Below are 26,318 nucleotides of genomic sequence, written 5' to 3'. Positions count from 1 at the left end.
CCGGCGCCACGGCGTCGTCCAGCCTTGCCAGGGAGGCCCCCGCTCGTCTACGTTTTCTATACCGAGTTCGAATTAGAAGTCAAGGTTGGGTCCGCGGGCCTAGCGGCCATGCGGCTAGCGGCCATGCGCCCGCCCGCGGCCCGGCCTGTCCGGACGGCCACACGAGAGGGCACACGATGATCGCGGCAATGACGGCGGAGGGCCTGGAACTTCGGACGCTGGTCGGCGGCTTCCTCGCCGAGAACGCCCCCGTGTCCGCGGCCCGACATCAGGCGGATGTCGCGGGCGGCCATGACGTCGCGGTGTGGGACCGGCTGGGCAAGGAGCTGGGTCTGACGGCCCTGCACCTGCCCGAGGAGTACGGCGGGCTGGGACTGCCGTACGAGACGCTGACGGTCGTGCTCGAGGAGATGGGTCGCGTGTTGTACGGCGGCCCCTACTTCTCCACCGTCTGCCTCGGCGCCGACGCACTCCTGCTGGCGGGCTCGCCCGACGATCGGGCGACGTTCCTGCCCCGGATCGCGGCGGCCGAGGCGACGGCGACGATTGCTTTTGCCGAAGGTGACCGTTTCGACGTGTCCGAGGTCGGCACGATCGCGGCCGCCGGTCCCGGCGGCTTTCGCCTGACCGGAAGCAAGACGCGGGTCGTCGATGGCGGGACGGCGGAGCTCCTGATCGTGTCGGCCCGCGCGGTGGGCACGATCGGCGATGACGGGCTGTCCCTGTTCCTCGTCGACGGCGACGCGGACGGTGTCGTCCGCGAGCCGATCCCGGCCTTCGACCAGACCCGGAGACTCGCCCGGATCGCGTTGCACGGGGCCCCCGCGCGGCTCCTCGGCCGGGAGGGCGGGGGCGCCGGTGCGCTGCGCTTCGTCCTGCGGCGGGCGGCCGTCGCCCTCGCCGCCGAGCAGCTCGGCGGCGCCGAGGCCTGCCTCGACCTGACGGTCGGCCATGCCCGGCTGCGCGAACAGTTCGGGCGCCCGATCGGCGGCTTCCAGGCGGTCAAGCACCGCTGTGCCGACATGCTCGTCGCCGTCGAGACCGCCCGGTCCGCCCTCTATGCCGCGGCCACCGAGGCGGAGTCGCCGGGCCCGGAGCTCGCCGTGCGGTCGAGCATGGCCCGCGCGCACTGCTCCGAGGTCTTCTCCCAGGTCGCCACCGACGCCCTGCACGTCCACGGCGGCATCGGGTTCACCTGGGAGCACGACACCCAGCTGTTCCTCAAGCGGGCCAAGGCGTCGGAGGTCCTGCTCGGCAGCCCCCGCGAGCACCGCGAGCTCGTGGCCCTCGGTCTCGGCCTCTAATCGGGCCCACCCGCTCGTGGCCCCGGGCCGGACGAGTGCCGGGACCACGAGCGGGGGTCCCATCGGCGGTCAGATGGAGTATCCGCCGTCGACGCAGAGCGTCTGCCCGGTGACGTAGGACGAGCGCGCGGAGGCGAGGAACGCGACGACCTCGGCCACCTCGTCCGCGCGGCCGAACCGCCGCAACGGCGTCGCGCGCATCGCTGCGGCCAGTGCCCGCTCGTCGTAGTCGCCGGTCGCGAGAAGGTCCTCCCACAGGCCGGCCTGGATCACCCCGACACCGACGCAGTTGGCCCGCACGCCGTGCCTGCCCTCCTCCGCGGCGATGGCGCGGGCCACCTGCTCCACGGCCGCTTTGGGCGCCGCGGAGAGCAGGTCTCGGGTCGCATAACGTCGCAGCGCGGTCGTGACGAGGCAGACCGCGGCCCCCCGGGTCTCACGCAGCGGCGGGATGGCCGGCCGCAGCAGATTGAACGCCGCGACCGCGTCCCGGGACATCTGCCGGGCGAACAGATCCGGGTCGATCTCGCCGGTGTAGCGCATCGGGATCTGCGGACCAGCGGCATAGACGACGACATCGAGGCGCGGGAGCCGACCGACGAGGTCGGCGCTGGCGGCCGCGTCCGTCAGGTCGAGCTGGCACACCCGGGCCTCCCGACCCGCATCGCTCACCGCGGCAGCCGCCCGCTTCGCCGCATCGGCATCGCGGCGGTAGGTGAGGACCACGTCCAGCCCGTCCCGGGCCAGCGCGCCGCAGATGGCCGAGCCGATACCGCCGCTGCCGCCGGCCACGAGCGCCTGACGGCGAGTTCCACCGGTCATGAGGTCGTCCCGTTCACTCGCCGTCCCGTTCACTCGCCGCGCACCCGCGCATAGCCGCTGACGACCGTCTGGTCCTCCTGGTTGGTCGTGATCAACATCAGTTCGGCGGTGGGCCGACCGTCCTGTTCGCCGACGGCCGTGACCGTCACCGTGCCCGTCAGGGTGTCTCCCGGCCACACCTGCCGGGAGAACCGCACCCCGAACGCGGTGAGCACCGCGTCGTCGAGCCACGAGGTGACCAGCCGCGCGGTGAGACCCATTGTGAGCTGCCCGTGCGCGAGCACGGACGGGAACCCGGCGATCTTGGTGGCGTACACCTCGTCGGTATGCAGCGGGTTGTAGTCACCCGACGCCCCGGCGTACATGACGATCTGAGTTCTGGTCAGCTCCTCGACGAGAAGCTGGGTGTGGGTGCCGCCGATCCCCAGCTCACGGACCATGGTCATGTCGAGCCCTCCGCCGACCGTCCGGTGATCACTCTCACCCGGCGCGCCGTCACCACAAGTTCACCGGCGGGGTCGGTGAAACGGGTGATCTCCTCCTCGAACCGCAGCCGGCCACTGCGGGCGCTGTGCTTCTCCCAGGTCGCCCCGGCGGACCGCTCGACGGTGAGCACGTCGCCGGGCCGCACCTCACGGTGGTATTCGTAGTGCTGCTCCGCGTGCAGGCTCGTCGTGCCCGCCCCCGGGGGCGGCGTACCCGGGCCTCGCCCCGATCCACACCAGGGCTGACCAGGCTGGGGCCGGTAGGGCCAGTCGGGGTCGAACTGAGCCACCGCGGCGACGAACGTGGGAGAGGCGGACAGCCCTCCCCGGCGGATCGTGCGCTCGTGCTCCGCGTCGTAGCGCACCGGGTCGTCGTCGCCGACCGCCCGGGCGAAGCACAGGACGTGCCCGGCCTCGACGGGAAACTGGAAACGTGGCACCGCGTTCTCCTTGTCGCCTTCCGAGTCGCCTTCCGAGTCGGCATCCGATCGCGTCACGATCTGATCGCCGCCGCCGGCCGTGGCTCCCGGGGGAGGCCGAGGACGCCCTCACCGATGATGTTGCGGTGCACCTCGCTGGTTCCCGCGTACACCGTGCCGGAGTGCGCGACGAGGTAGGCATCCTGCCAGTCGTCGGTCGGGTACCCGACGCCCGCGGGCCGCGCCAGGGCACCGGGGCCGGCGATGCGCAGCGCGATCTCCCCCAGCCGCAGGTGGTACTCGCTCCACATGAGCTTCCACGCGGTCTGCTGGCGTCCGGGCTCGCGGCCGGCGGCGATCTCGGCCACCGTCCGCGACCAGGTTGTGCTCAACAGCAGGACCTGGGTGGCGGCCCAGGCGAGATCCTGGCGCACCAACGGATCCCCGGTGAGCCCCTTGCGCCGCGCCAGGTCGATGAGGTCCCGCAGTTCCCGCCGCCGGGCCTGGATCAGCATCGTGCTCGCACGCCCGGCGGCGGCCCGCTCGAAGGCCAGCGTCGACTGGACGACCTGCCATCCCCGGCCGAGCCCACCGATGACGTCGGCGAGGCGGGCCCGAGTGGCGTCGAAGAACACCTCCGCGAACTCCGCGGCCCCCGTCATCTGGCGGATGGGACGCACCTCGATGCCGTTCTCCCCCGGGGTGAAGGGAACGATGACGTAGGACAGGCCCCGGTGCTTGGATTCCTGGGGGTTGGTCCGACACAGCACGAAGATCATATTTGCGGTCGCGAACCGCGAGGTCCACACCTTCTGGCCGGTGATGATCACCTCGTCGCCGTCGACGACGCCACGGGTCCGGGCCGACGCGAGGTCGGAGCCGGCCGCCGGCTCCGAAAAGCCCTGGCAGTAGCGATGGTCACCAGACCGGATGGGCGGCAGAAACCGCACCCGTTGATCGTCGGTGCCATGCAGGATGATCGACGGACCCACCATGGACTCGCCCTGGACCCGGTCAACGCGCGGAACACCGGCCCGGTAGAACTCCTCGTCGAGCACGGTCATCTCAGGGGCGTGCCAGCCTCTTCCACCATGTTCCGTCGGCCAGGCCGGACAGACGAGCCGGGCATCCAGGCAGCGCTGTTCCCATTGGCGGTAGCGCGGATCCCTGATTGCACAGGCCCTCTCCTCCTCACTTACCCGGCTGGCGACGGACCCGGGCAGATCGACGCCCGACCGCCAGTCGAGCAGGTCGGCCAGCCCCGGCGGCGCATTATCCGTGATCCAGTTCCGCAGCTCGGACCTCAGGTCAGCGAGCGTCGGATCGCGATCGAGACCGAGCTCCACGCGCATTTCTCCGTTCGTCGACGCCGTCACGGACCGTGCGAACACCCGCAGTCAGGCCGCCGCGCGGGCCAGTGCCCGCACCACGGGTGACGGACTCGGCCGACCCAGCACCCGCGCCATCCAGACGCTGGTGGCCACGAGTTCCGCCAGGTCCACCCCGGTGTGCACGCCGAGTCCCTGGAGCTGCCAGACGAGGTCCTCCGTAGCCAGGTTGCCCGTGGCGCTCTCGGCGTAGGGGCAACCACCAAGGCCGCCCGCGGAGCTGTCCACCGTGCGGACCCCGGCCTGCAGCGCCGCCAGCACGTTGGCGAGCGCCTGCCCGTAGGTGTCGTGGAAGTGCACGGCGACCTGCTCGAGCGGCACGCCGGCCCCGGACACCGCCCGCACGAGGCGGGTCACCTGTCCCGGCGTTCCCACTCCGATCGTGTCGCCGAGGCTGATCTCGGTGCATCCGAGCTCGAACAGCCGGCGGGCGACTCCGACGACCTGATCGACTCCGACGACGCCCTCCCAGGGATCACCGCAGACCATGGAGACGTACCCGCGCACCCCCGCACCCGCCTCCCGGGCCGACGCCACGATCGGGGCGAACATCTCCAGCGCCTCGGTCACGCCGCGGTTCAGGTTGCGGCGGGAGAAGGTCTCCGTCGCGCTGGCGAAGACCGCGATGTCACGGACTCCGCGGTCGAGGGCACGCCGCAGGCCTCGGGCATTCGGGACGAGCACGGGGTAGCGGACACCGGGAAGGTCCTCGAGCAGGTCGAGCAGGTCCTCGGCGTCGGCCAGCTGCGGAACCCAGTCGGGGTGGACGAAGCTCGTCGCCTCGATCACGCGCAGTCCCGCCCCGAGCAGGCGACGGATGAACTCCGCCTTCACCTCGGTCGGGATGACGCCCTTCTCGTTCTGCAGACCGTCTCGGGGCCCGGCCTCGTAGACGGTGACGCTCGCGGGCAGCCCGTCCGCCGGGACGACCTCGGGCGCGTACATGGTCACGGCTGGCGTCCGGTCACCCCGCGGGCGCGCAGTCCCGCGATGTCGTCCGGGGTCAGGCCGCACTCGCCGAGGACCTCGTCGGTGTGCTCCCCGAGCGCCGGTGCGGGGCGCGCGACGTCGAAGGGCTGCCCGGAAACCGGAGCCGGCCACCCGGTGCTCGTGTAGGGCCCCGCCACGGGATGGTCGCTCTCGTGGATGATCTCCCGGGCGCGCAGGTGCTCGTCTGTGAGAGTCTCGGCCTTGCCGTTGGCCGGAGACAGCGGGATGTCCCACTTGAGCGCGATGTCCACCCACTCCGCCGCGGTCTTCGAGCGGAAGACCGGGATCAGCTCGTCCAGGAGGTCCGCCTTCCCACCGTCGGCGAAGTCGACGGCGAAGGTCGTGTTCTTGACGTCGACCAGATCCGGGCGATCGATGGCCCGGCAGAAATTGTCCCAGAACTTGTGCTCGATGGCCGCCAGCAGGACAGTCCTGTCGTCGGCGGTCTCGTAGTACGTGTATTTCGGATGCTTCCGAGGGTCGAGCCCGACGGTCGGCGGCGGGTTGCGCCGGTCTGTGATGCGGTCGGCATTCCAGGTCATGACCGCATCGAGGCACTGATTGGCCAGGACGGCGTCGGAGCCTGCGGCGTCGATGTAGGCACCGTTTCCGGTGAGATCCCTGCGGCGCAGGGCAGCGATCGTGGTGAGTGCGCCGTAGAGCGCTGTCGACAACGGGCCGTCGATCGAGCCGGAGAAATAGAGCCCGCCGGGGTTGACGTTCTCGCGCACAACTCCGTCCGGGTCCTTGGTCAGGGCGACCTGGCCGCCGACGGCACCCATCATGTAGCCGTGTACCGGGATCTGACTGTACGGTCCCCGCCTACCGAATCCACTGGCCTGGCAGTAGATGATGTCCGGTTTGACAGCCCGCTGCGCCTCGTAGCCGATGCCCAGAAGCTCACAGGCGTTACCGGCGAATCCGTCGACGAAGATATCGGCCGTGCGCAGCAGACGGAAGAACAGATCGCGGCCCTCGTCGAGCCGCAGATCGATCTCGATGCTGCGTTTGTTTCGGTTGCACAGCAGGTGGAAAACGCTGTTCTGCGGGGTGATGCGGTCACCGAGCTCACGCAGGTAGTCACCGACGCCGGGCCGCTCCACCTTGATGACGTCGGCGCCAAGATCGCCGAGCAGGCGGCTCGTCTGGTCGCCGGTCGGGAGCATCGCACACTCGAGCACGCGGACACCCTGCAAGAGTTCGATCACGGACCACCTCCGATGTAATGCAGGCCGGCGCGCACGCGCGCGGTCGGCGGCGGACGGGTGCGGCGCATCGCGCACCGCGCCGCGGAGCGCCAGGCACGATCATGGCTCGAGACGAGCCGGTCTCGTCCGACGTCCGACCCGACTGCAGTGTCTAACCTAACATAGATTTTAGAAACGTACCTGTCCTGACTCCGGACAACGATCGCCACACACCCTTGCCCGAGGTCGAAGCGGCGGCGGAGGCCGCCCGGGCACATCCCGAATGTCGCTTAGACTTCGCTCCAGGCCCAGGAAGGTCCACGTCCAGTAGGCGGAGTACGTTGCGCAGAGGATTCCCATGACGACAGCCCGCAGCCGGTCGGGCGGCAAGGCGCTCGCGACCCGCTCGCGCATCCTGGACGCCGCCGCGCACGAGTTCCGGCGCACCGGCTACACCGGAACCCGACTGTCCGACATCGCCGCGACCGCCAACACCCAGGCGGGCAGCCTCTACTACCACTTCTCCAGCCGGGAGGAGCTGGTCGAGGCAGTCCTGCGCGTGGGTCAGGAGCGGACCGAGACCTACGTGTTCGATCGCCTCGCCGCGATCCCCCCGGACGCCCCACGGATGCTCGTCCTGCGGGAGGCGATCGCCGCGCACCTGACGTCCGTACTCAAGACCGGGGACTACACCGCGGCCACCATCCGCATCCTCTCGCAGGTGCCAGAGGAGATCCGCGAACGGCAGATCGCGGCGCAACGGCGCTACGGCGAGTTCTGGCGCGACCTGTTCGCAGCCGCCCTTGCCAGCGGGGAACTGCGCGCGGATCTTGACCTCTCCGCCACGCGCATGCTCCTGGTCGGGGCCCTGAACAGCTCGGCTGACTGGTACCCGTCGCGGTCGCGGGCCCTCCCGCTCGATCGGCTCATCGCACACTTCTACTCCGTCTTTCTGGAGGGCATCGCGACCCCCGAGGGCCGCGGCCACCGCGTGCACCGCCGCGTCACGACGCCCACCCCGCCGGCGCCGCCGGTCGCGCCGAGCAGTGCGGCCTCGGCCCGTGGGGCCGCGACGACGGCACGGATACTGGACGCCGCCGCGACAGTCTTCCGTACCCGCGGGTATGCCGGGACACGGCTGGTGGACGTCGCCACCGAGGCGGACATGCAGACGGGAAGCCTTTACTACCACTTCGGCTCCCGTGAGGACCTCGTCGCCGCGCTCCTCGCGGTCGCCTGGCAGCGCACCGACGACATCGTCCGCCGTAGCGTCGCGGAACTTCCCGCCGACGCCTACCCGATCGACCGCCTCTCGACCGTCATCGCCGCCCACCTGCTGTCGGCGCTCGCGCTCGGCGACTACACCTCGGCGCTCATCCAGATCACGGACCAGGTGCCCGACGAGGTCCGCAGCCGCAGCGCCCCCCTTCAGCGCGCCTACGCCACGTTGTGGCGGAACCTTCTCGCGGACGGTGTCGCGGCCGGGGAGATCCGCGCCGACCTCGACGTCCGCATCGTCCATCGCATGATCATCGGGGCCCTCAACTGGACCATCGAGTGGTATCACCGCGACGGCCGCCTCACCCCGGAACGGCTCGCCGAGCAGACGGTCAGTGCAGTGTTCGAAGGCATCACCTGGAGGTGACGAGCCAGGCCACAACCGCGCACGGCCGGGAAGCGTCCCGGTGACGGACGGCTTGACTATCTAAAATAATTTAGATTAGGCTGGCCTCCGACACCGGGAGGCGGCGTATGCACGGCATCGTGGCCTGTGAGGCCTACATCCCCTACCACCGCCTGGAACGGGCCGCGATCAGCACCTCGCTCGGCGGCGGCGTTGTGAGCGGCGCGCGCAGCGTCGCGTCGTACGACGAGGACGCAACGTCGATGGCGGTCGAAGCGGCACGAAGCGTGCTGCGGACGGTGCCGACGGCGGCTCGTCCCCGGCGCCTGTACCTCGCCACGACGGTCCCCCCGTACCTCGACAAGACCAACGCGACGGTGGCGCACTCGGCGCTGGCACTCGACAGCGGCGCCCTCGCCGTCGACATGTGCGGCGGCGTGAGATCGGGGGCAGGCGCGTTCCTGGCCGCAGCCGAGGCGTCCGAGCCCGCGATGGCGCTGCTCTCCGACATTCGCACCGGCCTGCCCGGCAGCGCGGACGAGCGCGAGGGGGGCGACGCGGCTGCGGCTGTGCTCTTCGGGCCGGGCGACAGTGACACTCCGGTGCTCGCCGAGGTGGTCTCGGCCGCCGCCGAGACGGAGGAGTTCCTCGACCGGTGGCGCGCTCCCGGTGATCTCGCGTCACGGGTGTGGGAAGATCGCTTCGCCGAGCACGTCTACGTCCCGCTGGCGATGGACACCCTTTCCGCCGCGCTCAAGAAGGCGGACCTCACTCCGGGCGGTGTGGATCATCTCGTCGTCTGCGGCCTGCCCAGGCGGTCGGTGCGCCGGGTGGCGGCCGGGACCGGTATACCGGCCGACCGCGTCGTGCCCGACCTCGCCGAGGTCATCGGCAACCCCGGAACCGCGCAGCTCGGCGTCCTGCTCGCCGCCGCGCTGCGGCGGGCCGGGCCCGGCGACACGATCGCCCTCCTCCTGCTCGCCGACGGGGCCACGGCGTTCATCCTGCGTACCACCGCGCAGATCGGCCGGCGCCGCCCGGCCGCACCGCTCGCCGGCGGCGGCGGCGCTGCGCTGCGCTACCCGACCTTCCTGAACTGGCGGGGAATGCTCGCACGGGAGCCACCACGGCGACCAGATCCGGAACCGCCGGCCGCACCGCCGGCGTACCGGTCGCGCGCCTACAAGCATGCGTTCACCGCGACCCGCTGCACGCGTTGCGGCCGCGTGAGCCTGCCACCCGCGCAGGTCTGCTTCCATTGCGGTGCGATCGACACGATGGTAAGTCACCCGATGGCGCGGGCCCACGGAACCGTGGCGACGTTCACCGTCGATCGACTGGCGTTCACCCCGCACCCCCCGATGATCGCCGTCGTCGTCGACTTCGACGGCGGCGGACGCTTCCGCTGCGAGCTCACCGACGCGGATGCCTCGCAGGTCGCGATCGGCGACCCGGTCGAGATGACATTTCGGCGCCTACTCACCGCCGACGGCGTGCACAACTACTTCTGGAAGGCGCGGCCGGTCCGGCGCGCCGGGGGGGAGACCTGAGTGGCTTCGAACGGCATCCGGGACCGTGTCGCCATCGTGGGCATGAGCTGTACGGCCTTCGGTGAGCGCTGGGATCGTTCAGCGGACGACCTCCTCGTCGAGGCGGTGCACGGCGCGACGGAAAGCGCCTCGACCAACCTGGACGACATCGATGCCTTCTGGCTCGGGACGTACCTGTCCGGCGTTTCCGGCATGACCCTGAGCCGGCCGTTGCGGATCCGGGATAAGCCGGTGACACGCGTCGAGAACATGTGCGTGACCGGCTCGGAATCGCTGCGCGGCGCGTGCTATGCCGTGGCGAGCGGAGCCTACGACGTGGCCATGGCCGTCGGCGTCGAAAAACTCAAGGACTCCGGATACTCCGGACTCACCCGGGCCTCGATCCCCGGGGACGGGACCGGCGGCACGCTGGGCACCACCACTGCACCCGCCAACTTCAGCCTGCTCGGCCCGGCCTACGCGGCGAAGTACGGCGTCCACCCCCGCGAACTCAAGGAGGTCTTCACCCGGATCGCCTGGAAGAATCACGCCAACGGCGCGCGCAACCCACGTGCCCAGTTCCGCACGCCGGTAGCGGCCAGTACTATCGCCCGCTCGCCTCTGGTGGCCGGCCAGCTCGGTGTCTTCGACTGTTCCGGTGTCTCGGACGGCGCGGCCGCCGCCATTGTCGTCCGCGCCGAGGACGCCCACCGCTACACCGACCGACCACTTTATGTAAAGGCACTGTCCTGTGTGTCCGGTGACGCGACGGGCAACGTCGACCCGTCGTACGACTTCACGACCTTCCCGGAGGTCGAGGCCTCCGCACGGGAGGCGTACCGTCAGGCCGGGGTTCATGATCCTCGGGCCGAGATCGCTATGGCCGAGGTCCATGACTGCTTCACGGTCACCGAACTCGTCCTCATGGAAGATCTTGGCTTTGCCGAACGCGGCACGGCGTGGAAGCAGGTCCTGGCCGGCACCTTCGACCTCACCGGCGAACTCCCCGTCAACCCGGACGGCGGGCTCAAGGCCTTCGGCCACCCCGTCGGTGCCTCCGGCCTACGCATGCTGTTCGAATGCTGGCTTCAGCTTCGAGACGACGTTCCAGCAGACCGTCGCATCGCGCAGCACGGCAGAACGCTCGGACTGACCCACAACCTCGGCGGCGGCCCTGGTGAGTGCGTGTCATTCGTCTCTCTCGTTGGGACCGAGCCGAACGACTGACCCGCTTCAAGTCATCAACGCGACTGACGATCGATGCCACCTTCTGGCACCTCGGGACCTCGTCCATGGCGCCAAACGGGTGCTGGTTCTGATGGAACGCACCTCCAGGGACAGCAGCACGAAGATCCTTTCAGTCTGCACCCTCCCGCTCATCGGACGGGTCTGCGTACAGCGGATCATCACCGACCTTGCGATGGTCGACGTGACCAGGCAGGACTGATGCTCGACGCGGCGGCAAGTCCCGCCGCCGACTGACACCCGTCCGGCGGCGGGACGCACTCTCCCGTACTGGACGTCACACGAGGCCGGAATGGAACGAGTTCGTCTTCTAATCTAAATTAGACATTAATACTTACTTGGTCACCAGATGACAGATGTGGGACGGAGCAACCATGACGGCGACGAGGCCCCGCGCCGCCTCCTTCGATCACGACCGGCTGAAGTCGGCGATCGCGAAGGCGAACATCCCAACGCTGGTCCCCGTGCTGTACCAACTCACCGGCGACGAACAGTGGCTTCAGGCGCGCTACCGTCCCACTCGGACCCGGGGAATGGAGGAGCACAGCGATGGCGGCCTGCCGTCCCATGTGCGCGACGAGATCCGCGCCGCAACGGTGAAAGCGGTTCTCGCCTGGGCGGACGGACGGCCACCCGCCGTGCCAGCACCGAACAGCGATGTTCTGGTCGAACTCATGACGCTCAGCATGGGCGAGCCGGTACCAGGCGAATACGAGCCCATGGTCGCGGAGAACATGGACATCCGCCCTGCCCCCCGGCGTCACGTCGTCGAGACCGGATTGGCCCCTTTCGTTGTCGTGATCGGCGCCGGTGTCTCCGGACTCACTGCGAGTAAATACCTTAAAGATGCGGGCATTGACCATGTCGTCCTCGAACAGAGCACACGCATCGGCGGGACCTGGCGGGAGAACCGCTATCCGGGATGCGGGGTCGACACGCCCAGCTATCTTTACTCCTTCAACTGGTTTCGCCGCAACTGGACCCGCCACTTCGGACGGCGAGAAGAAGTCGAGCAGTACCTGGAGGACCTGGCCCGGCATTACAACCTGCTGCCGTCGATCCGACTCGGAGTCAAAGTGATCAAGGCCAGCTGGCATGAAGCCGCTCGGCGCTGGGTCGTCCGGGTTCGGGAAGCCGACGGGACCGAGCAGGAGATCGCAGCGAACTGTGTGATCACCGCGGTCGGCCAGCTCAACGTTCCCAAGGTCCCAGACATTCCCGGAATGGACGAGTTCGAGGGGCCTCTGTTCCACTCGGCGGAATGGCCGGACAGCCTTGATCTGCACGGTCGCTCGCTTGCCGTCATCGGCACCGGCGCGAGCGCCATGCAGATCGTCCCGGCTGTGGTCGACGAGGTCGCATCGTTGACCGTCTATCAGCGCTCACCACACTGGATTGCTTCGAACGCGAACTATTTTCAGTCCGTATCCTCCGACGTTCACTGGCTCATGGAACACCTTCCTTATTACTACGAATGGTACCGGTTCCGGCTTTCCTGGGTTTTCAACGACCGGATTCACGCATCATTGCAAAAAGATCCAACATGGCCGCATCCAGAGTACTCGCTGAACGCCGTGAATGATTCCCACCGCGCTTACTTCACTCGTTACCTGGTCGACCAGCTCGAGGGGCGGGAGGACCTCATCGCTCAAGCGCTACCTACTTATCCGCCCTTCGGCAAGCGGATGCTGCTCGACAACGGATGGTTCAAGGCCCTCCTGCGCCCACACGTCGAGCTGGTGACCAGGCCCGTGGCGAGGCTCACGCCCCACGGAGTGCGTGATGCCGACGGTTTCGTACGTCCCGCGGACGCCGTCGTAATGGCAACCGGATTCGATGCGCACCGGCCGATTCACGTGGAGATCATCGGCCGATCGAACAAGTCGCTCAAGGAAATCTGGGGTGACGATGAGGCCGAGGCCTACCTGGGCATAACAACCCCAGGTTTTCCGAACCTGTTCTTCATGTATGGGCCGAACACGAACCTCGGACATGGTGGAAGCTTCATCTTTCTCGCCGAGCGACAGATCCGTTATATAGTCGATGCACTATGCACTATGACCGAGCAGGGCATTGAGACGATCGAGTGCCGACCCGAGGTCAATGAGCGGTATAATCGAGCACTCGATGAAGCCCACAGCCGGATGGTGTGGACGCATCAGGGCATGGACACTTGGTATCGCAACTCGAAGGGCCGGGTCGTGACGAACATGCCCTGGCGCATCCTCGATTACTGGAAGATGACCCGTACCGTCAACCTAGCCGACTTCCACGTAGAGTCGGTCGTGAAAAGAATACCATCAACGGAATCCGTGGGACGCTGACCGCTCCGCCGCGTAAGTCTCAGGCGACCTCTCCGACCGCGACGGGGCCGTTTCGCCGGTCCGCATGGCCTGCAGCAGGCTGGGGGTGAGGCCGATCCGAGGCGCGGTGCTGGGCTCACGCCCAGCCCGTTTCCTCGGGTCGCCTCCCGCACCGGACGTACGCCTTTCAACGCATCCGGCTGTGGGGCTCCGGAATACCGATTTGGGCGGTGGCCTGGGCGTTTGCCCGCCGGATCGGGTCAGTGCCAGGCAGGCTGGATGGTCGTGGTGTGGTCGCTGCTCTACGCCCTGACGCGGAACGCTCTCGGGCTGATGCTGCTGCGCGTGCGCGAGGACACGGCGAAGGAGGTGGAGCTCCTCGTCCTTCGCCATCAGGTGGCGGTGCTGCGTCGGCAGGTGAATCGTCCGACGCTGGAACCGGCGGATCGGGTGGTCCTCGCAGCCCTGTCTCGGCTCCTTCCCCGGGCTCGCTGGGGTTCGTTCTTCGTCACCCCGGCCACCGTGCTGCGCTGGCACCGTGAGCTCCTCGCACGACAACGGACCTATCCGCGTAAGACCCCCGGACGGCCGCCGGTCCGCGGGGAGGTCCGCGAGCTGGTCCTGCGTCTCGCCCGGGAGAATCCGACCTGGGGGCACCGCCGGATCCACGGCGAGCTCGTCGGACTGGGCTACCCGGTGGGGGTCGCCACCGTCCGGCGGATCCTGCACCGTGCCGGCGTCGACCCTGCGCCCCGGCGGGCAGAGGGCTCCTGGCGGACGTTCCTGTCCGCGCCGGCCTCCGGCCTGCTGGCCTGCGACTTCTTCACCGTCGACACCGTGTTCCTGCAGCGGATCCACGTGTTCTTCGTCGTCGAACACACCACCCGCCACGTCCATGTCCTCGGGGTCACGAAGCATCCGACCGCAGCCTGGGTCACCCAGCAGGCCAGGAACCTGCTGATGGACCTCGAGGAACACGGCCACCGGTTCCGGTTCCTCATCCGAGACCGAGATGCGAAATTCACGGCCTCGTTCGACGCCGCCTTCACCGCAGCCAGCATCGACGTGGTGCGCACACCGCCGCAGTCACCGAAGGCGAACGCGATCGCGGAACGCTGGATCGGCACCGCCCGCCACGAATGCACCGACAGACTGTTGATCGTCTCCGAACGGCACCTGACGACGGTCCTCACCAGCTACGCCGCACATTTCAACACCCACCGGCCCCACCGCGCCCTCGGCCAGCACCCACCCGAACCGCCACCGGCGGTCACCCCGACCCCCGGGTCCACCATCCGTCGCACACGCATCCTCGGCGGGCTGATCAACGAATACCGCAACGCCGCCTGACCACCCCCACAGACGATCATGTCAGCCGTAAAAGGCCAGCTCACAAGCCAAAACCCGAATTTTGGAGCCCCACACCACACAGCGCGGACAGGGAAACTCATACCAAAGAAAAAACAGCTACCCTCGGTAGCTGTTTGATTACCTAGAGTGTCCGAAGGGGGACTCGAACCATTAACCCACCACCGGTCACCCTCTCCGATGACCTCGTTCTCGCAGGTCAGCAGGGGTACGACCGATGAACACGCCGACCAGCGAGCACTCTAAGGATCATAGCGAAAGTCGCGCTTCCATGGACGCGCTTCGACCAGCCGCAGAGCCGGGGGGAGCGGCTCGCGCGGTGACCGTGATCATGGGCGGCGTTGTCGGTCTGAGCTTCCTATTCGCCTTCGGCAACGTATGGCTGCTGGCGCTACGGCTCGGGGTACCCGTCTATGTGGCTCCGCTGGTCGCGCCGTCGGTGGACCTGTCGGTGGTCGGCCTGCTCCTCGGGATCCGGTACCTGTCCGCGCACGGCGCCCGTTCTGAACAGCTGCGTCCAGCTCGAAGGCTGCTGGTGTTCGCCAGCATGGTCACCCTCGCGTTGAACGTCTCCGAACCGATCATTGCCGGTGAGTACGGCAAGGCCGCGTTCAACAGCGTCGGATGCTGGCTCCTCATCGGCTGGGCCCACGTCGGACCAGGCCTCCTCCAGGTCATGCACGAACTCGGATGGGCTGAGCCGGGCACGATGCCAAAGCCGTTTGGTGCGGCGGCGGACACGATGCCACTCGAGGAAGCCGCCGGCCTGGCCAACGGGAAAATCCAGGAGCCGGCTATGGCGCCCGGACCGGCGAGAGCGCCCTCGAAGCCGGCAGTCGTAGAAGTGGAACAGCCACACTGGGACGGCGAAGGTGCCGCTGAGGAGCTGCCATCTGTGCCCGCACAGCGCAGGACCGACCGGAATCTGCGGGCGGTCACGGACGGGCACTTGCTGCAGCGGGCACGGCGGGAGGACACCCTCTACTGGGAGCAGCATCATCGGTCGATCTCCGCCGAGGCTCTACGGCAGCGCCTGAAAGTCGGCTCGAAACGGGCGCGGAGTCTCGTGGTACAGCTACGCGCCGACGCACACCGGACGCTGGAAGAACACGCAGCCGAGAGCGAAACTGCAACGAACGAAAACCTCCCGCATGACGTGGGAGGAGCGGGACTGGAGCATACCGAAGCGGTCGACCACATGCCGGGGACAAGATCGAGCAGACCGGGTCCGTTGGCGGTGGCCGGCTGACCCCCGCTGCCAACTTGCCGTGGGAAACAGCGAGTCGGCCGGGCCAGCCGGACAGGCAGACCCGCTCGCAGCGCCCCGCAGGGTCGCATCTGGCCCCTCTGCGTTCGGTCGGATAGTCGATCAAGGCCACCATCGTTGCACCCGTTGCGCCAACTCTGCTGCTAGGACGCCCACCTCGTCCGCAGCCACAAGGCTCTCGGCTAGTGCTGTGGCCCGATACGTTCACCGGCTTTTGTGATCATGCTGCGGTAGGCAGGCGACGGCCGCCCCAGCGGATGTGCTTCTCGCTGCGGACCCGGGCGCGTTCACGGCGTTGGGCGGCCAGCACATCGGGGTGGCGGGCGTGAGCGTTACGCCAGCGCTGGTACAGAGCTTGAACGTTCGGGGTCCGCTTGATCACATCTGGTCTGTCCGGGTATGACCTGACCGCGATCCGGCCTTACCGCAGGCATGAGGTATGAGGTGAGCCCCGCTTCTCGGACACCTGCGTAGCGGGATTTTATCTGGCTTATGCGGCGTCTGCAATGTTTGTGGTGGCTGTGTGGTAGAGGTTTTCGACGTGTTCGGGGGTCTGGTAGCCGAGGGTGGAGTGGAGTCGCTGCCGGTTGTAGAAGACCTCGATGTACTCGGTGATCGCGGTGCGGGCGGTTCGGCGGGTTGGATAGTTCTCGCGGTGAACGAGTTCGTTCTTGAGGGTCCCGAAGAATGATTCGGCGAGCGAGTTGTCCCAACAGACACCGGTTGCTCCGGCTGATGGGTGTACCTGGTGGTGTCGCAGGACTCGTTGGTAGGCGTCGGACAGGTATTGCGAGCCGCGGTCGGAGTGAAAGGTCGCGCCTTCCTGTATGCGGGTGCGGGTGGCGGCCATCGTGAACGCGTCGATGATCAGTTCGGTGCGCATGTGATCTGCCATTGACCAGCCGACGACTTTTCTCGAGTAGCAGTCGATGACAGTGGCCAGGTACAGCCAGCCTTCGTTGGTGCGAATATAGGTGATGTCTCCGACGAGTTTTGTTCCTGGTCGGGTGGCGGTGAAGTCGCGGCGGACGCGGTCTGTGGGCGCGGGGGCCTGGCCGGGGATGGTCGTGCGCCGGTAGGCCCTGGGCTGGCAGGCCCGCAGCCCGGCCTGGCGCATGACCCGGCGGACCAGGCGCACCGACGCCGGTGTCCCCGAGGCGCGTAGGGCGGCGGCGATCCGCCGGGCCCCGTAGGTCTGCCGTGAGGCGGCGAACAATGCCCGAACCCGGGTTTCCAACGTGGCGCGCCGGCGGCTGCTCGTCGGGGAGGGCCGGCGGGTCCAGTCGTAGAAACCGGATGCGGACACCGCAAGCCATCGGCACATGTTTCGTACCGGGTAGCAGTCCTTCTTCACGGAGATCAGCTCGTACTTGTCGGTCACTGATGGCGTTGCGCGAAGAAGGCGGCCGCTTTTGAGAGGAACTCACGCTCCATCCGGAGTTCCCGGTTCTCCTTCTCCAGCTCCCGCAGCCGGGCCCGTTCCGACATGGTCAGCGGCTCGTCCTCGCTGTTCTCGTGCGCGCGCCGCCAGGCCGCGACCCAGGTGCCGAGCGTGCCCTCGTTGATACCCAGATCCTTCGCGACCGCCGAGACCGGCCGACCCGAATCGAGGACGAGTTTCACCGCCTCGTCCTTGTACTCCGGCGTGAACCGCCTGCGTGACTGCGCCATCAATATCCTCCGTCCACGGATCAATTATCCCACAGGGATCACTGTCCGAAGAACGGGTACCACCTCAGTACGTCGTAACGGGCGACGAGACGGGGTCGGAACGAGCGGCGGGGGAATCGTCCTTCGTCAGGCGCTGATAGATCGGGTAGACGACCGGACCGAAGAATGCACGCTTGGGGTTGGTCAAGGTTGCGGCCGCGCCCACCACCGCTCCCGCGGCAGCCTTCGCCCCTGCCTTGACGACCGCGATCCCGAGGTCGCCGCGAGCAACACTGGCGGTGGCACTCAGCACGCTGCCGAATGAGAAGTAGCCGGTCGGGTCGTTGTAGGCGAGCGGGTTGGCGTTGGCGTAGAGGTAGCGGTTGGCCGAGGCGGCGCCGGTGAAGGGGACGTCGGCGGTGTCACGGGAGGCGAAGCTGCCCGTGCCAGGGCTGTACCAGCGGGCCTGCGCCGACACCCGGGCCGTCGTCGGGTCCGTCCACGACCCCTGGTAACCCACCCGCAGGTTCGCCGCGCCGGCGACGATCGGCGATCCGAACGGGTCGTAGGCCCGGTTGTCCGTCAGTGACGAGCCGTTGGTCGGGAACGCCGCGACGAGGTCGCCGTGGGTGTTGGTCAGCGTCGCCCAGTTCCCCCCGGACGTCCCTGCGGCGATGATGTCCCCGTCGGGATCGCGGGAGTAGGCCGACGTGCCGTCGACGACCGGCTCACGCTCCAGGCCGCCGTAGGTCAGGCGGGTGCCGTTGCGCACCGCCAGGCGGCCGAGGCCGTCGTAGCCGTAGGAGGTCAGCGCGGCGGTGCTGTCCGAGACGAGCTGGTCGAGGGCGTCGAACTCGGTGGTCGCCGTCGTCGCCCCGGCCACCCGGGTGGCCAGCGTGCCGCGCGGGGTGTAGGTGTACGTCGCCGTGCCGTCGGAGAGCAGCCGGTTGCGCTGGTCGTAGGTGGCGGCCACCCCGTTGACCGCGGTGCGGTTGCCGGCGGGGTCCCAGCCGTAGCTGGTCGTCGTCGACGCCGGGTCGGTCCAGGAGGTCAGCCGGTCGGCGCGGTCGTAGGTGTAGGTGGAGGTGCCGGCGCCGGCGACGGTGGTGGGGCTGACCGTCGTGGTCAGCTCGTTGTCCTCGGCGTCGTAGGTGTAGCTCTGCCCGCGCAGGGTGCCGCCGGGGCCGGCGAGGGTGTCCGAGGTGGTGCGGCCCAGGTCGTCGTAGCCGAAGGTGCGGGTCGCGCCGCCGGAGCCGTAGTTGATCGAGGTGAGCTGGCGGGCGGCGTCGTAGATGAGGCTGCGGGAGCCGCCGGTGGCGGTGCCGGTGACGAGGTTGAGGTCGCCGCGGCTGTTGTAGCCGAAGGCGGAGTACGAGCCGGGGTCGCCGCGGGAGATCATCCGGCCGTTGGCGTCGTAGGTGAACGTGGTGGTGTTGCCGCTACCGGACCCGCCGGTGACGAGGCCCCGGTCGTTGTAGGTGAAGTTCTGGCTGCCCTGCGGATGGGAGATGGTGGTGATCTGCCCGGCCAGGTCGTAGCCGAAGGTGTGGGTGGCGGAGGTGACGCCGGTGCCGGAGCCGGATTCGGCGGTCATTCGGCCGAGCTCGTCGAAGGTGCGGGTGCGGGTCACCCCGCCGGGGACGGATTCGCTGACGGGCAGGCCGCCGGCGTCGTAGGAGACCATCCATCCCCGGTCGGGGGTGTTCGGGTGCGCCGTCGTCGACGGCTCGATCACCGACTCGCGCAGGTTGAGGCTGTTGTAGGTGTAGACGACGCGGTTGCCGCGGCCGTCGGTCGCCCGGGTGAGCACGCCGCCCTTGGCGTAGCCGAACGTGGTCGTGATCGAGTACGAGGCGTCGACCGGTTCGACCGTGCTGCGGGTCTGGCCCAGCGCGTCGTAGGTCGCCGTCGTCGTCCAGCCGAGCGCGTTCGTCGTCGACGTCGGGTTGCCGGCCGTGTCGTAGCCGATCGTGGCCGCGCGCAGCTCGGTGCCCGCCGGGGAGAACTGCGCGACGCGCACCGCCCGTCCGGCCCGGTCGTAGGTGGTGCGGGTGGCGCGGCCGAGCGGGTCGGTGACCGCGGTGAGCCGGCCGGCGAGGTCGTGGCCGTAGGTGGTGAGGTTGTTGCCCTCGTCGCGGCTTTCGACGAGGTCGCCGGCGTCGTTGTAGACGGCGGTCTGCGACGCACCGGAGGCGGTGTTGACGGGGGTGACGACCCGGGTGACGTCGCCGGCGTCGTTGTGGTCGGTGTAGGTGGTGAAGGTCGCCGACGGGGAGCGTTCGGTCGCCGTCGTCGCCCAGACGCGGTCGAGGTCGTCGTAGGCGGCGAACGACCAGGCGCCGAGCTGGTCGACGGTGGACAGCACGTTGCCGACGTCGTCGTAGTTGATCCGGCTGACGCCGGCGGTGGCCGTGCCGATCTGCGGGTCGGTGACGGCGACGGGGCGGTTGAGCTTGTCGTAGACCGTGGTGGTGATCTTGCCGCGGCGGTCGGTGTGGGTCAGCGGGTTGCCGGCGGCGTCGTAGGTCCACGACTCGGTCGGGGTGAGCGCGGAGCCGCCGGGCGGGGTGTAGGGCTGCCCGGAGCGCTGCGTCACCCGGCCGCGCACGTCGTGGACGGACGTGGTGACCATGCCGCGGGCGTCGCGGTCCTGGGTGACCTCGCCGAAGGTGTTGTAGCCGGTGTCGACGGTCTGCTGGACGTCGCTGGGGCTGCCGCCCCACTCCTCGACGGCGACGGGCGGGGACTTCACCTGGGCGATCAGGCCGGCGGCGTTGACGGTGACCGTGTTGGTGTAGGCGGCGTTCGGCGGGCCGCCGGCGACGTAGCCGCGCGGGTCGGTCCCGGCGGTGCGGAAGCCGCGCTGGTCGTGCTGGAAGCTGGTGACGAACGTGGCGGTGCCGTCGCCGAAGACGGTCTCGGAGGTGGGCCGGGAGGCGTCGTCGTAGGCGGCGTCGACGCGTTCGGTGGCGCTGGTGCCGGCGGCGCCGAACACCGTCGAGGTGACGTTGTCGTTCGCGTCGTAGGTGTAGCTGGCGGTGCGGGCGACGGTGCCGGGGGCCAGCGTGCTGGTGGTGACCCGGCCGGCGGCGTCGAAGGCGGTCTCGGCCTTGCGCAGCCCGCCGCCGCCGGTGACGGCGACCGGCTGCCCGGCGGCGTCGTAGGCCCGGTTGACGAGGACGATGTCGCGCGCCGTCGAGCTCGACAGCGTCCCGGTGGCCAGGTCCGGCGGCCGATAGCCCTGCAGGATCTCCTGGCGGGGCAGGTCGTCGAGCCAGTAGGTGTGGATGACGGTGCGGCCCTCGGCGTCGGTGACGGAGGCCAGCCGGCCGGCCGGGTCGTAGGCGCGGGAGTCCAGGACGACGTCGCGGGGGGTGGAGGCGGCGACCGGGTCGTCGACGAAGTCCTTCAGCGTCGTCGTCGCCGGCAGGTTCTTGGCGGTGTACGTGTAGGCGGTGACCGTGCCGTTCGGATCCGTCGAGGTGGCGACGTTGCCGTTGTCGTCGTAGGTCAGCGTCGTCGTCGCCGCGAGCGGGCTGCCCGCGCCGACGGTCATCGCCGTCTGGTGGTCGGCGTCGTCGTAGGCGTAGGTGGTGCTGCGGGTGGCGTCGCCGCCGGTCGAGTCGGCGACGGTGGTCTGGGTGAGGTTGCCGTCGAGGTCGTAGGTGTTCGTGGTCACCGCGGTGTGGGTGACGTTCGTGATCGGGTTGAGCACGCCCGGTTCGGTGGTGGTGGCGAGCCGGGAGAGCTTGTCGTAGGTGTTGGTGGTGGTCAGCCCGGACGGGAAGCTGTCGGAGATCTCCTTGGCCGTCAGCCGCCGGCCGAGCTCGTCGTAGTCGTACTGGTGGACGAGCCCGACGGGGTCCTGGTCGCGGCGCAGGTCGCCCTTGCTGTCGTAACCGAAGGTGACGATCTTGCCGCGCGGGTCGGTCATCGAGGCCAGCAGCCCGCGCGGCACGGTGCCGCCGCCGACGACGGCCGTCTCGGTGCCGGTGGTGAACGTCCAGCTCTGCGTCCGCCCGGAGGGGAAGTCGGCGGTGGCGGGGGTGCGCTGCGTGACGAGGTTGCCGAAGGCGTCGTAGGTGTAGGCGGTGCGGTAGGTGTCGTCGGTGGGTGAGGCGGAGCGGGCGTCGCGGTAGGCGGTGATGAGGTCGTTGCGCGGGTCGCCGGGGGCGCCGAGGAAGTAGGCGTAGTACTCGGTGAACAGCACCGGCGCGGTGCCGTTCATGGCGCGGGTGGTGGTCCGGCCGATGACGTTGCCGCGGGTGTCGGTCTGCAGGCGCAGCAGGTTGCCGTTCTCGTCGCGGATCTGGCTGAGGAAGCCGCGGTCGTTGTAGCTGAACGTCCGTTCGTCGCTGCCGTCGCGGTGGGCGACGAGCTGGCCGTTGTGGTAGTCCCAGTCGGTGGGGTGGCCCTTCGGATCGGTGATCCGGATGGTGGTCGTCGTGCCGCTGGTGAGGACGGCGTAGGTGGTGCGTTTGCCGCGGCCGTCCTCCCGCCAGGCGACGGTGCCGTCGGTGTTGTAGCCGATCTTGGTGTCGATGGTGCCGCGGGGCAGGGTGACCTGGCTGAGCCGGCCGCCCGCGGTGTAGGCGTAGGTCGTCGGGGTGCTGGTGTGCGGGGCGGTGACCGAGGTGAGCTTGTCGCCGCTGTAGGCGTAGGTCCAGGTAAGCGGGCCGCCATAGGCGGCGACCGACGCCGTCGACGCGGAGCTGATGTGCCCGCCGGACCAGGCGAAGGTGATCGCCCGGCCGGAGGTCTGGTTCGTCGCCGAGGTCAGCCGCGCGTCGCCGTCGTAGGTGAGCACGACCTGCCGACCCGACACGTCGGTGATCTTCGCCAGGCGGCCGTCGGAGCGGAACGCGTAGGAGTTGCCGGCCTTCTCCGTCAGGGTCGTCGCCGCGGTGAAGATCATGTTGTCGATGCGGCCGGCGCCGGTGGTCTCGGCGAACGGGCCGACGCGGGTGCCATAGAGCACGGCCGGGTCGTTGGCGGACAGGATCTGGGTGCCGTTGCGCAGCACGCTGATCTGCGGACCGTTCGTCTCGACCCGCAGCACGTCCGCGGCGGTGCAGCACATCCCGGCCGCGGTGGCCACGGTCGTCTCCACGCCGTCGTCCCGCTTGATCAGCTGCCAGGAGTTCGACCCGGGTTGGGCGACGAGGCGCCAGAAGTTGTTGGCGTCGGCGGAGCGGAAGACGAGCCCCACCCCGGCCTGCGCGACGGGCATCGTGAAGGAGAAGGCGCCATCCGCGGCTCCGACGACGGTGGCGGCGTTACGGGTGCCGGCGGCGGTGGCCAGGTAGGCGGCGTTGCCGTCGACCCCCCAGGTGCCGCTGGTGGACTGCCACGCCTCGCCGGTCTCGGTGGCGCCGAGCGAGGTCGCCGAGTTGGCCCGGGTGACCTGGTCGCGGTGCTGGTCGTCGGTCATCACCAGCGAGCCGATGCGCCCCGAGCCGGCGCTGGCCACGTACAGGCCCGCGCGGGTCGCGGTGCTGAAGGCGGTGTCGCTGGCCGAGCCGACGACCCGGTTGTTGCGCAGCACGGACAGCAGGCCGCCGGACATCGTGACCGCGTAGGTGTCACTCGCGGTGCAGCAGGCGTTCGCGATCGTCGCGACCTGCGTCTCCGACCCGCCGACCCGTTTCGCCAGCACGAGCGAGTTCGTGGACGGCTTGACGTACAGCATCCACATGTTGTCGATGTCCTGGACCCGGAACGCGACGCCGACGCCGTCCTGGGCGACGGGGACGGTGAACCGCAGCGTGCCGTCGGCCGCCGCCGGCATCACCGCGGCGTTGCGCTGCCAGATCGATCCGGATATCAGGTAGGCGTTGTTGTCGGAGATTCCCCAGGTGCCGTCGAGAAGCTGCCAGCTCTCACCGGTGTCGGCGCTGCCGAGTGAGGTCGTCGAGTTCGCGGCGGTGAACGAGGCGACCTTCGCGGCGGGCGCCTGCAGCAGCGCGTACTGGCCGTGGGGTGGTTCGAAGCTGCCGTCGCCGTTGCGGCCGAACCGGGTGATCCGGCCGTCGGGATAGCTCACCAGCAGGTTTCCGGCGCCGGCCGGGTCCGGCTCGGAGGCCATGTCGAAACTCGACGTCCACCCGGTGCCGAACAGGCCGTTGGCGTCATTGCGACTGTTGTAGGTGCGGTCCAGTGCCAGGCCCGGTCCGACGGCGGCGAGCGAGGCGTCGGTGACGGTCGCGACGTAGTTCTGGGCGAGAGGATGGACCTGGGCGACCGGGGGGACGTACGGGTCGTTGCCGAGCTGGGACTGCACCGGCGGCTGGTCCAGTTCGGGGTACAGGCCGATCGGGTCGGTCCACGCGCTCTGGTTGGCGCCGTCGGAGACCCGCCCGCGCCAGTGGTAGGCGGTCCCCCAGGTCAGCGCCCCGGGCGGCGGTTGCCATGTCGAGCCGGCCTGGAAACCCGATGTCCAGCAGGTTCCGGAGGCGGCGTCCGCGCCGGTGCAGAGCTGGAAGGAGTAGGTCAGCGGGTTCGGCGCGTTGTCCGGGTCGGTACCGACCAGCGTCAGGGCCGGGCGCAGCGTGGAGACCGCGGCGTTGTTCGCGGGGTAGATGCCGGTCACGATCGGGGCGGTGGTGGAGACCGTCAGCGGCATCGACAGGTAGTCGATGCCCTGGCTGGAGAACCAGGAGACGCCCGCCTCCTTCATGTCCCAGCGGATGTCGTAACTGCCCGCCGGCAGGGGGTCGACGTTGGCGGGCAGATCGATGCTCGCGCCCGGATTCACCGTGGTGGGCAGGTTCGTCTCAGCGCCATCCTGGTCGTACAGGGTGCCGTTCTGGTACACGTGGTAGGCGAGCTTGTAGTTGCTGTTCGCCGGCCAGGCGTTCTGGCCGGTGTTCTTGACCCGGACGGTCATGGTTCCCGGGGTGGTCTGCGTCAGTGGGGTCGACCACTGCGGCACGCCGTTCGGGTAGCTGTACTCGGCGCCGTAGGACGACCATTCGATTTCGAGTTTCGGCCGCAGGTCGGACGGCGGATCCGCCGGATTGCACCAGCAATTGTTGGAGTAGTACGCCTTGAGCGCCGCGCCATCCGTCTCCGAGGCGGTGAGGGCCAGACCGAAGTTGGCGTTCGCGTCGTGCGTCCAGGTGTTGACCAGGTCGCGCAGGCGGGTGTCACTGTCGCCCATGGTCACCCAGGCCGCCGGGCAGCCCGCGAGGTCGCCGTCGCGGGCGAAGGTGGCCTCGGCGACGACCGGGCCGAGGGTGGCGCCCGGCCAGGTCATGTTGCCGCCGTACCAGGGGATCGTGACCTTGCGCAGGTACGCCGGGTACGGTGTGCAGCCACCGGCCGAGTCCCAGTTCACGATCTTCACGTGGGCGTTGACGACGTGGGCGCCGGTCAGGCCCGGCTGGCCGGGGAAGCTCAGGTAGCCGCGCACGACGTCCGAGCCGAAGACACCGGCGCGGATCGTCACGTCGTCGGCGTAGTTCGTCTGCGGGTGCGCCGAGGAGACGTAGGTGTCGTCGGCGCCGGTCAGCAGGGTCGTCACCGTCGGGTCGACGTTGACCGGGTAGACCCGTTCGGGGTCGGCGAGCCACGCCCGGTCGAGGTCGACCTGCAGTGCCTGGCCGCCGTCCTTCGTGGTGACCAGCCGGTAGGTGACCCCGCGGGAGGTGGCGTGCAGGCCGCCGGTGGCGCGGGAGTCCTCCATCCAGCCCGGCGGGATCGCCGCGCGGACCGTGCCGGCGCCGTCGGCGAGCAGCACCCGGTCGCCGTCGACGCGGGCGGTCAGCCCGGTCAGCGCCAGCGGGAACGTCCAGGTGCTCGGCGCGTCGGCCGACCGCAGGACGATGACCTCCTTCAGCCCGTCCGCCGTCGGACCCAGCTGGAGGTCGGCCGAGTCGCGCACCGAGGCGAACGTCGCCTTCGAGCCCTCCACCTGGGCCCGTGCCGACGAGGCCGCGTCGTCGACTCCGAAGCCGAACGACATGCCCGCACCGAGCTGGATCCGCCCGACCTGCGGATCGGAGGCCGCCGCGGCGACCTCGACCGGGTGCTCGGTCGCGCGCGAACGCAGCCGCCCCCCGGTGGCCTCGGTCAGCGCCGTGTCGACGCCGACCCACGCGCCCTTGGCATCGCGGAACCGCTCGGTTCCCAGGCTCTGCTCGGTGGTGAACGTCCCGTCGGGGTTGTGGAACACCTGCGCGGCGGCGGTGCGGCGTTCGGGCAGCTCCACCCGGCCGACCTGAGCCGTCCCGTCGCGGCGGATCCCGCTGCGGTCCGGCGCGACGAGTTTCGAGGCCCCGAAGGTCGCGGCGAAGCCGGCCGGCGAAGCCGAGGGCGCCGGCGATGCGGAACGCGCCGGTGCGGTGACGGCGGGGGTCGGGCCGCCACGTCCCCCTGGCGGCGGGACCGGTGTTCCGCCGGGCTCGGCCCGCCGGAACACCGTCGTGGCGGTGGTCGTCCCCACGGCACCGGGCAGGTCCGGCGCCAACCGGTCGACCGCGGCGGCGTCCACGGCCTTGACCGCCTGGGTCTTTTCGGTCGCCACCGCGTGGGCGAGGCCGTCGGCCGTGCCGGAGCTGGTCTGCGGCAGGTGCGCGTCGACGAACGGGTTACGTAGCGCGACCGGGGTCGTGTCCGGATTCGCGACGGCGTCGATGACGACCATCGCGACGATGGCGATGACGGGCACGAGCAGCAGGGCGATGATCCGCTGCTGCAGCAGCCGGCGGTGGCGTCGCCGGCGGGCGCCGGGTGGCGG

General features: G+C 69.4%; 15 protein-coding genes. 7 read left to right on the top strand and 8 right to left on the bottom strand.

Going from position 1 to position 26,318, the window contains the following annotated elements; translation table 11 throughout:
* Positions 1-188: 188 nt before the first annotated feature.
* A complete protein-coding gene (locus tag NBZ83_RS02125; RefSeq protein WP_261567212.1) occupies positions 189-1,304 on the top strand; it encodes an acyl-CoA dehydrogenase family protein in 1,116 nt (371 codons plus the stop codon).
* Between the two features lie 69 nt (positions 1,305-1,373).
* On the opposite strand, the gene NBZ83_RS02120 is transcribed toward NBZ83_RS02125, so the two are convergent.
* Genes NBZ83_RS02120 through NBZ83_RS02095 form a run of 6 tightly spaced genes read right to left on the bottom strand, consistent with a single transcriptional unit; the run spans position 1,374 to position 6,616 of the window.
* Complete coding sequence (locus NBZ83_RS02120; protein WP_261567211.1) at positions 1,374-2,126, bottom strand: SDR family NAD(P)-dependent oxidoreductase; 753 nt, start codon at positions 2,124-2,126, stop codon at positions 1,374-1,376.
* 29 nt (positions 2,127-2,155) lie between these two features.
* Complete coding sequence (locus NBZ83_RS02115; protein WP_261567210.1) at positions 2,156-2,572, bottom strand: MaoC/PaaZ C-terminal domain-containing protein; 417 nt, start codon at positions 2,570-2,572, stop codon at positions 2,156-2,158.
* Entirely contained in the window at positions 2,569-3,108 is a 540-nt protein-coding gene (locus tag NBZ83_RS02110) for an FAS1-like dehydratase domain-containing protein (RefSeq protein WP_261574216.1), read from the bottom strand. Before NBZ83_RS02110 ends, NBZ83_RS02115 begins: the two co-directional genes overlap by 4 nt.
* Positions 3,105-4,382: an acyl-CoA dehydrogenase family protein gene (locus NBZ83_RS02105; protein WP_261567208.1), complete on the bottom strand. Its 1,278-nt coding sequence runs from the start codon at positions 4,380-4,382 to the stop codon at positions 3,105-3,107. Before NBZ83_RS02105 ends, NBZ83_RS02110 begins: the two co-directional genes overlap by 4 nt.
* A gap of 45 nt (positions 4,383-4,427) precedes the next feature.
* Positions 4,428-5,363 (bottom strand): hydroxymethylglutaryl-CoA lyase, encoded by a 936-nt coding sequence (locus NBZ83_RS02100; RefSeq protein WP_261567236.1) that lies wholly within the window; start codon positions 5,361-5,363, stop codon positions 4,428-4,430.
* Positions 5,364-5,365: 2 nt separating this feature from the next.
* Complete coding sequence (locus NBZ83_RS02095) at positions 5,366-6,616, bottom strand: CaiB/BaiF CoA transferase family protein (RefSeq protein ID WP_261567207.1); 1,251 nt, start codon at positions 6,614-6,616, stop codon at positions 5,366-5,368.
* A 337-nt stretch (positions 6,617-6,953) separates the two neighbouring features.
* Between NBZ83_RS02095 and NBZ83_RS02090 the strand changes: the two genes are divergently transcribed.
* From NBZ83_RS02090 to NBZ83_RS02060, 6 genes are all read left to right on the top strand, one after another.
* Positions 6,954-8,240, top strand: coding sequence for a TetR-type transcription factor C-terminal domain-containing protein (locus NBZ83_RS02090; RefSeq protein ID WP_261567206.1), 1,287 nt, complete (start codon positions 6,954-6,956; stop codon positions 8,238-8,240).
* 107 nt (positions 8,241-8,347) lie between these two features.
* The gene (locus NBZ83_RS02085; protein WP_261567205.1) at positions 8,348-9,769 is read left to right on the top strand and encodes an OB-fold domain-containing protein; all 1,422 of its coding nucleotides are present in this window, start codon (positions 8,348-8,350) and stop codon (positions 9,767-9,769) included.
* The gene (locus NBZ83_RS02080; RefSeq protein WP_261567204.1) at positions 9,770-10,975 is read left to right on the top strand and encodes an acetyl-CoA acetyltransferase; all 1,206 of its coding nucleotides are present in this window, start codon (positions 9,770-9,772) and stop codon (positions 10,973-10,975) included.
* A gap of 392 nt (positions 10,976-11,367) precedes the next feature.
* A complete protein-coding gene (locus tag NBZ83_RS02070; RefSeq protein WP_261567203.1) occupies positions 11,368-13,317 on the top strand; it encodes a flavin-containing monooxygenase in 1,950 nt (649 codons plus the stop codon).
* Positions 13,318-13,575: 258 nt separating this feature from the next.
* Entirely contained in the window at positions 13,576-14,646 is a 1,071-nt protein-coding gene (locus NBZ83_RS02065; RefSeq protein WP_261567202.1) for an integrase core domain-containing protein, read from the top strand.
* 337 nt (positions 14,647-14,983) lie between these two features.
* The gene (locus NBZ83_RS02060; RefSeq protein WP_261567201.1) at positions 14,984-15,913 is read left to right on the top strand and encodes a hypothetical protein; all 930 of its coding nucleotides are present in this window, start codon (positions 14,984-14,986) and stop codon (positions 15,911-15,913) included.
* 508 nt (positions 15,914-16,421) lie between these two features.
* Here the strand turns inward: NBZ83_RS02060 and NBZ83_RS02055 are convergent.
* A protein-coding gene (locus NBZ83_RS02055) for an IS3 family transposase (RefSeq protein ID WP_261567200.1) occupies positions 16,422-17,602 on the bottom strand; the annotation gives its coding sequence in 2 pieces (ribosomal slippage) (positions 16,422-17,338 and positions 17,338-17,602; 1,182 coding nt in all).
* 64 nt (positions 17,603-17,666) lie between these two features.
* A complete protein-coding gene (locus NBZ83_RS02050; RefSeq protein ID WP_261574215.1) occupies positions 17,667-26,249 on the bottom strand; it encodes a DNRLRE domain-containing protein in 8,583 nt (2,860 codons plus the stop codon).
* Between the last annotated feature and the right edge of the window lie 69 nt (positions 26,250-26,318).

Origin of the sequence: Frankia gtarii (assembly GCF_025403375.1) — a bacterium.
Lineage (GTDB): Bacteria > Actinomycetota > Actinomycetes > Frankiales > Frankiaceae > Frankia > Frankia gtarii.
This window is presented reverse-complemented; position numbering and strand designations above follow the sequence as displayed.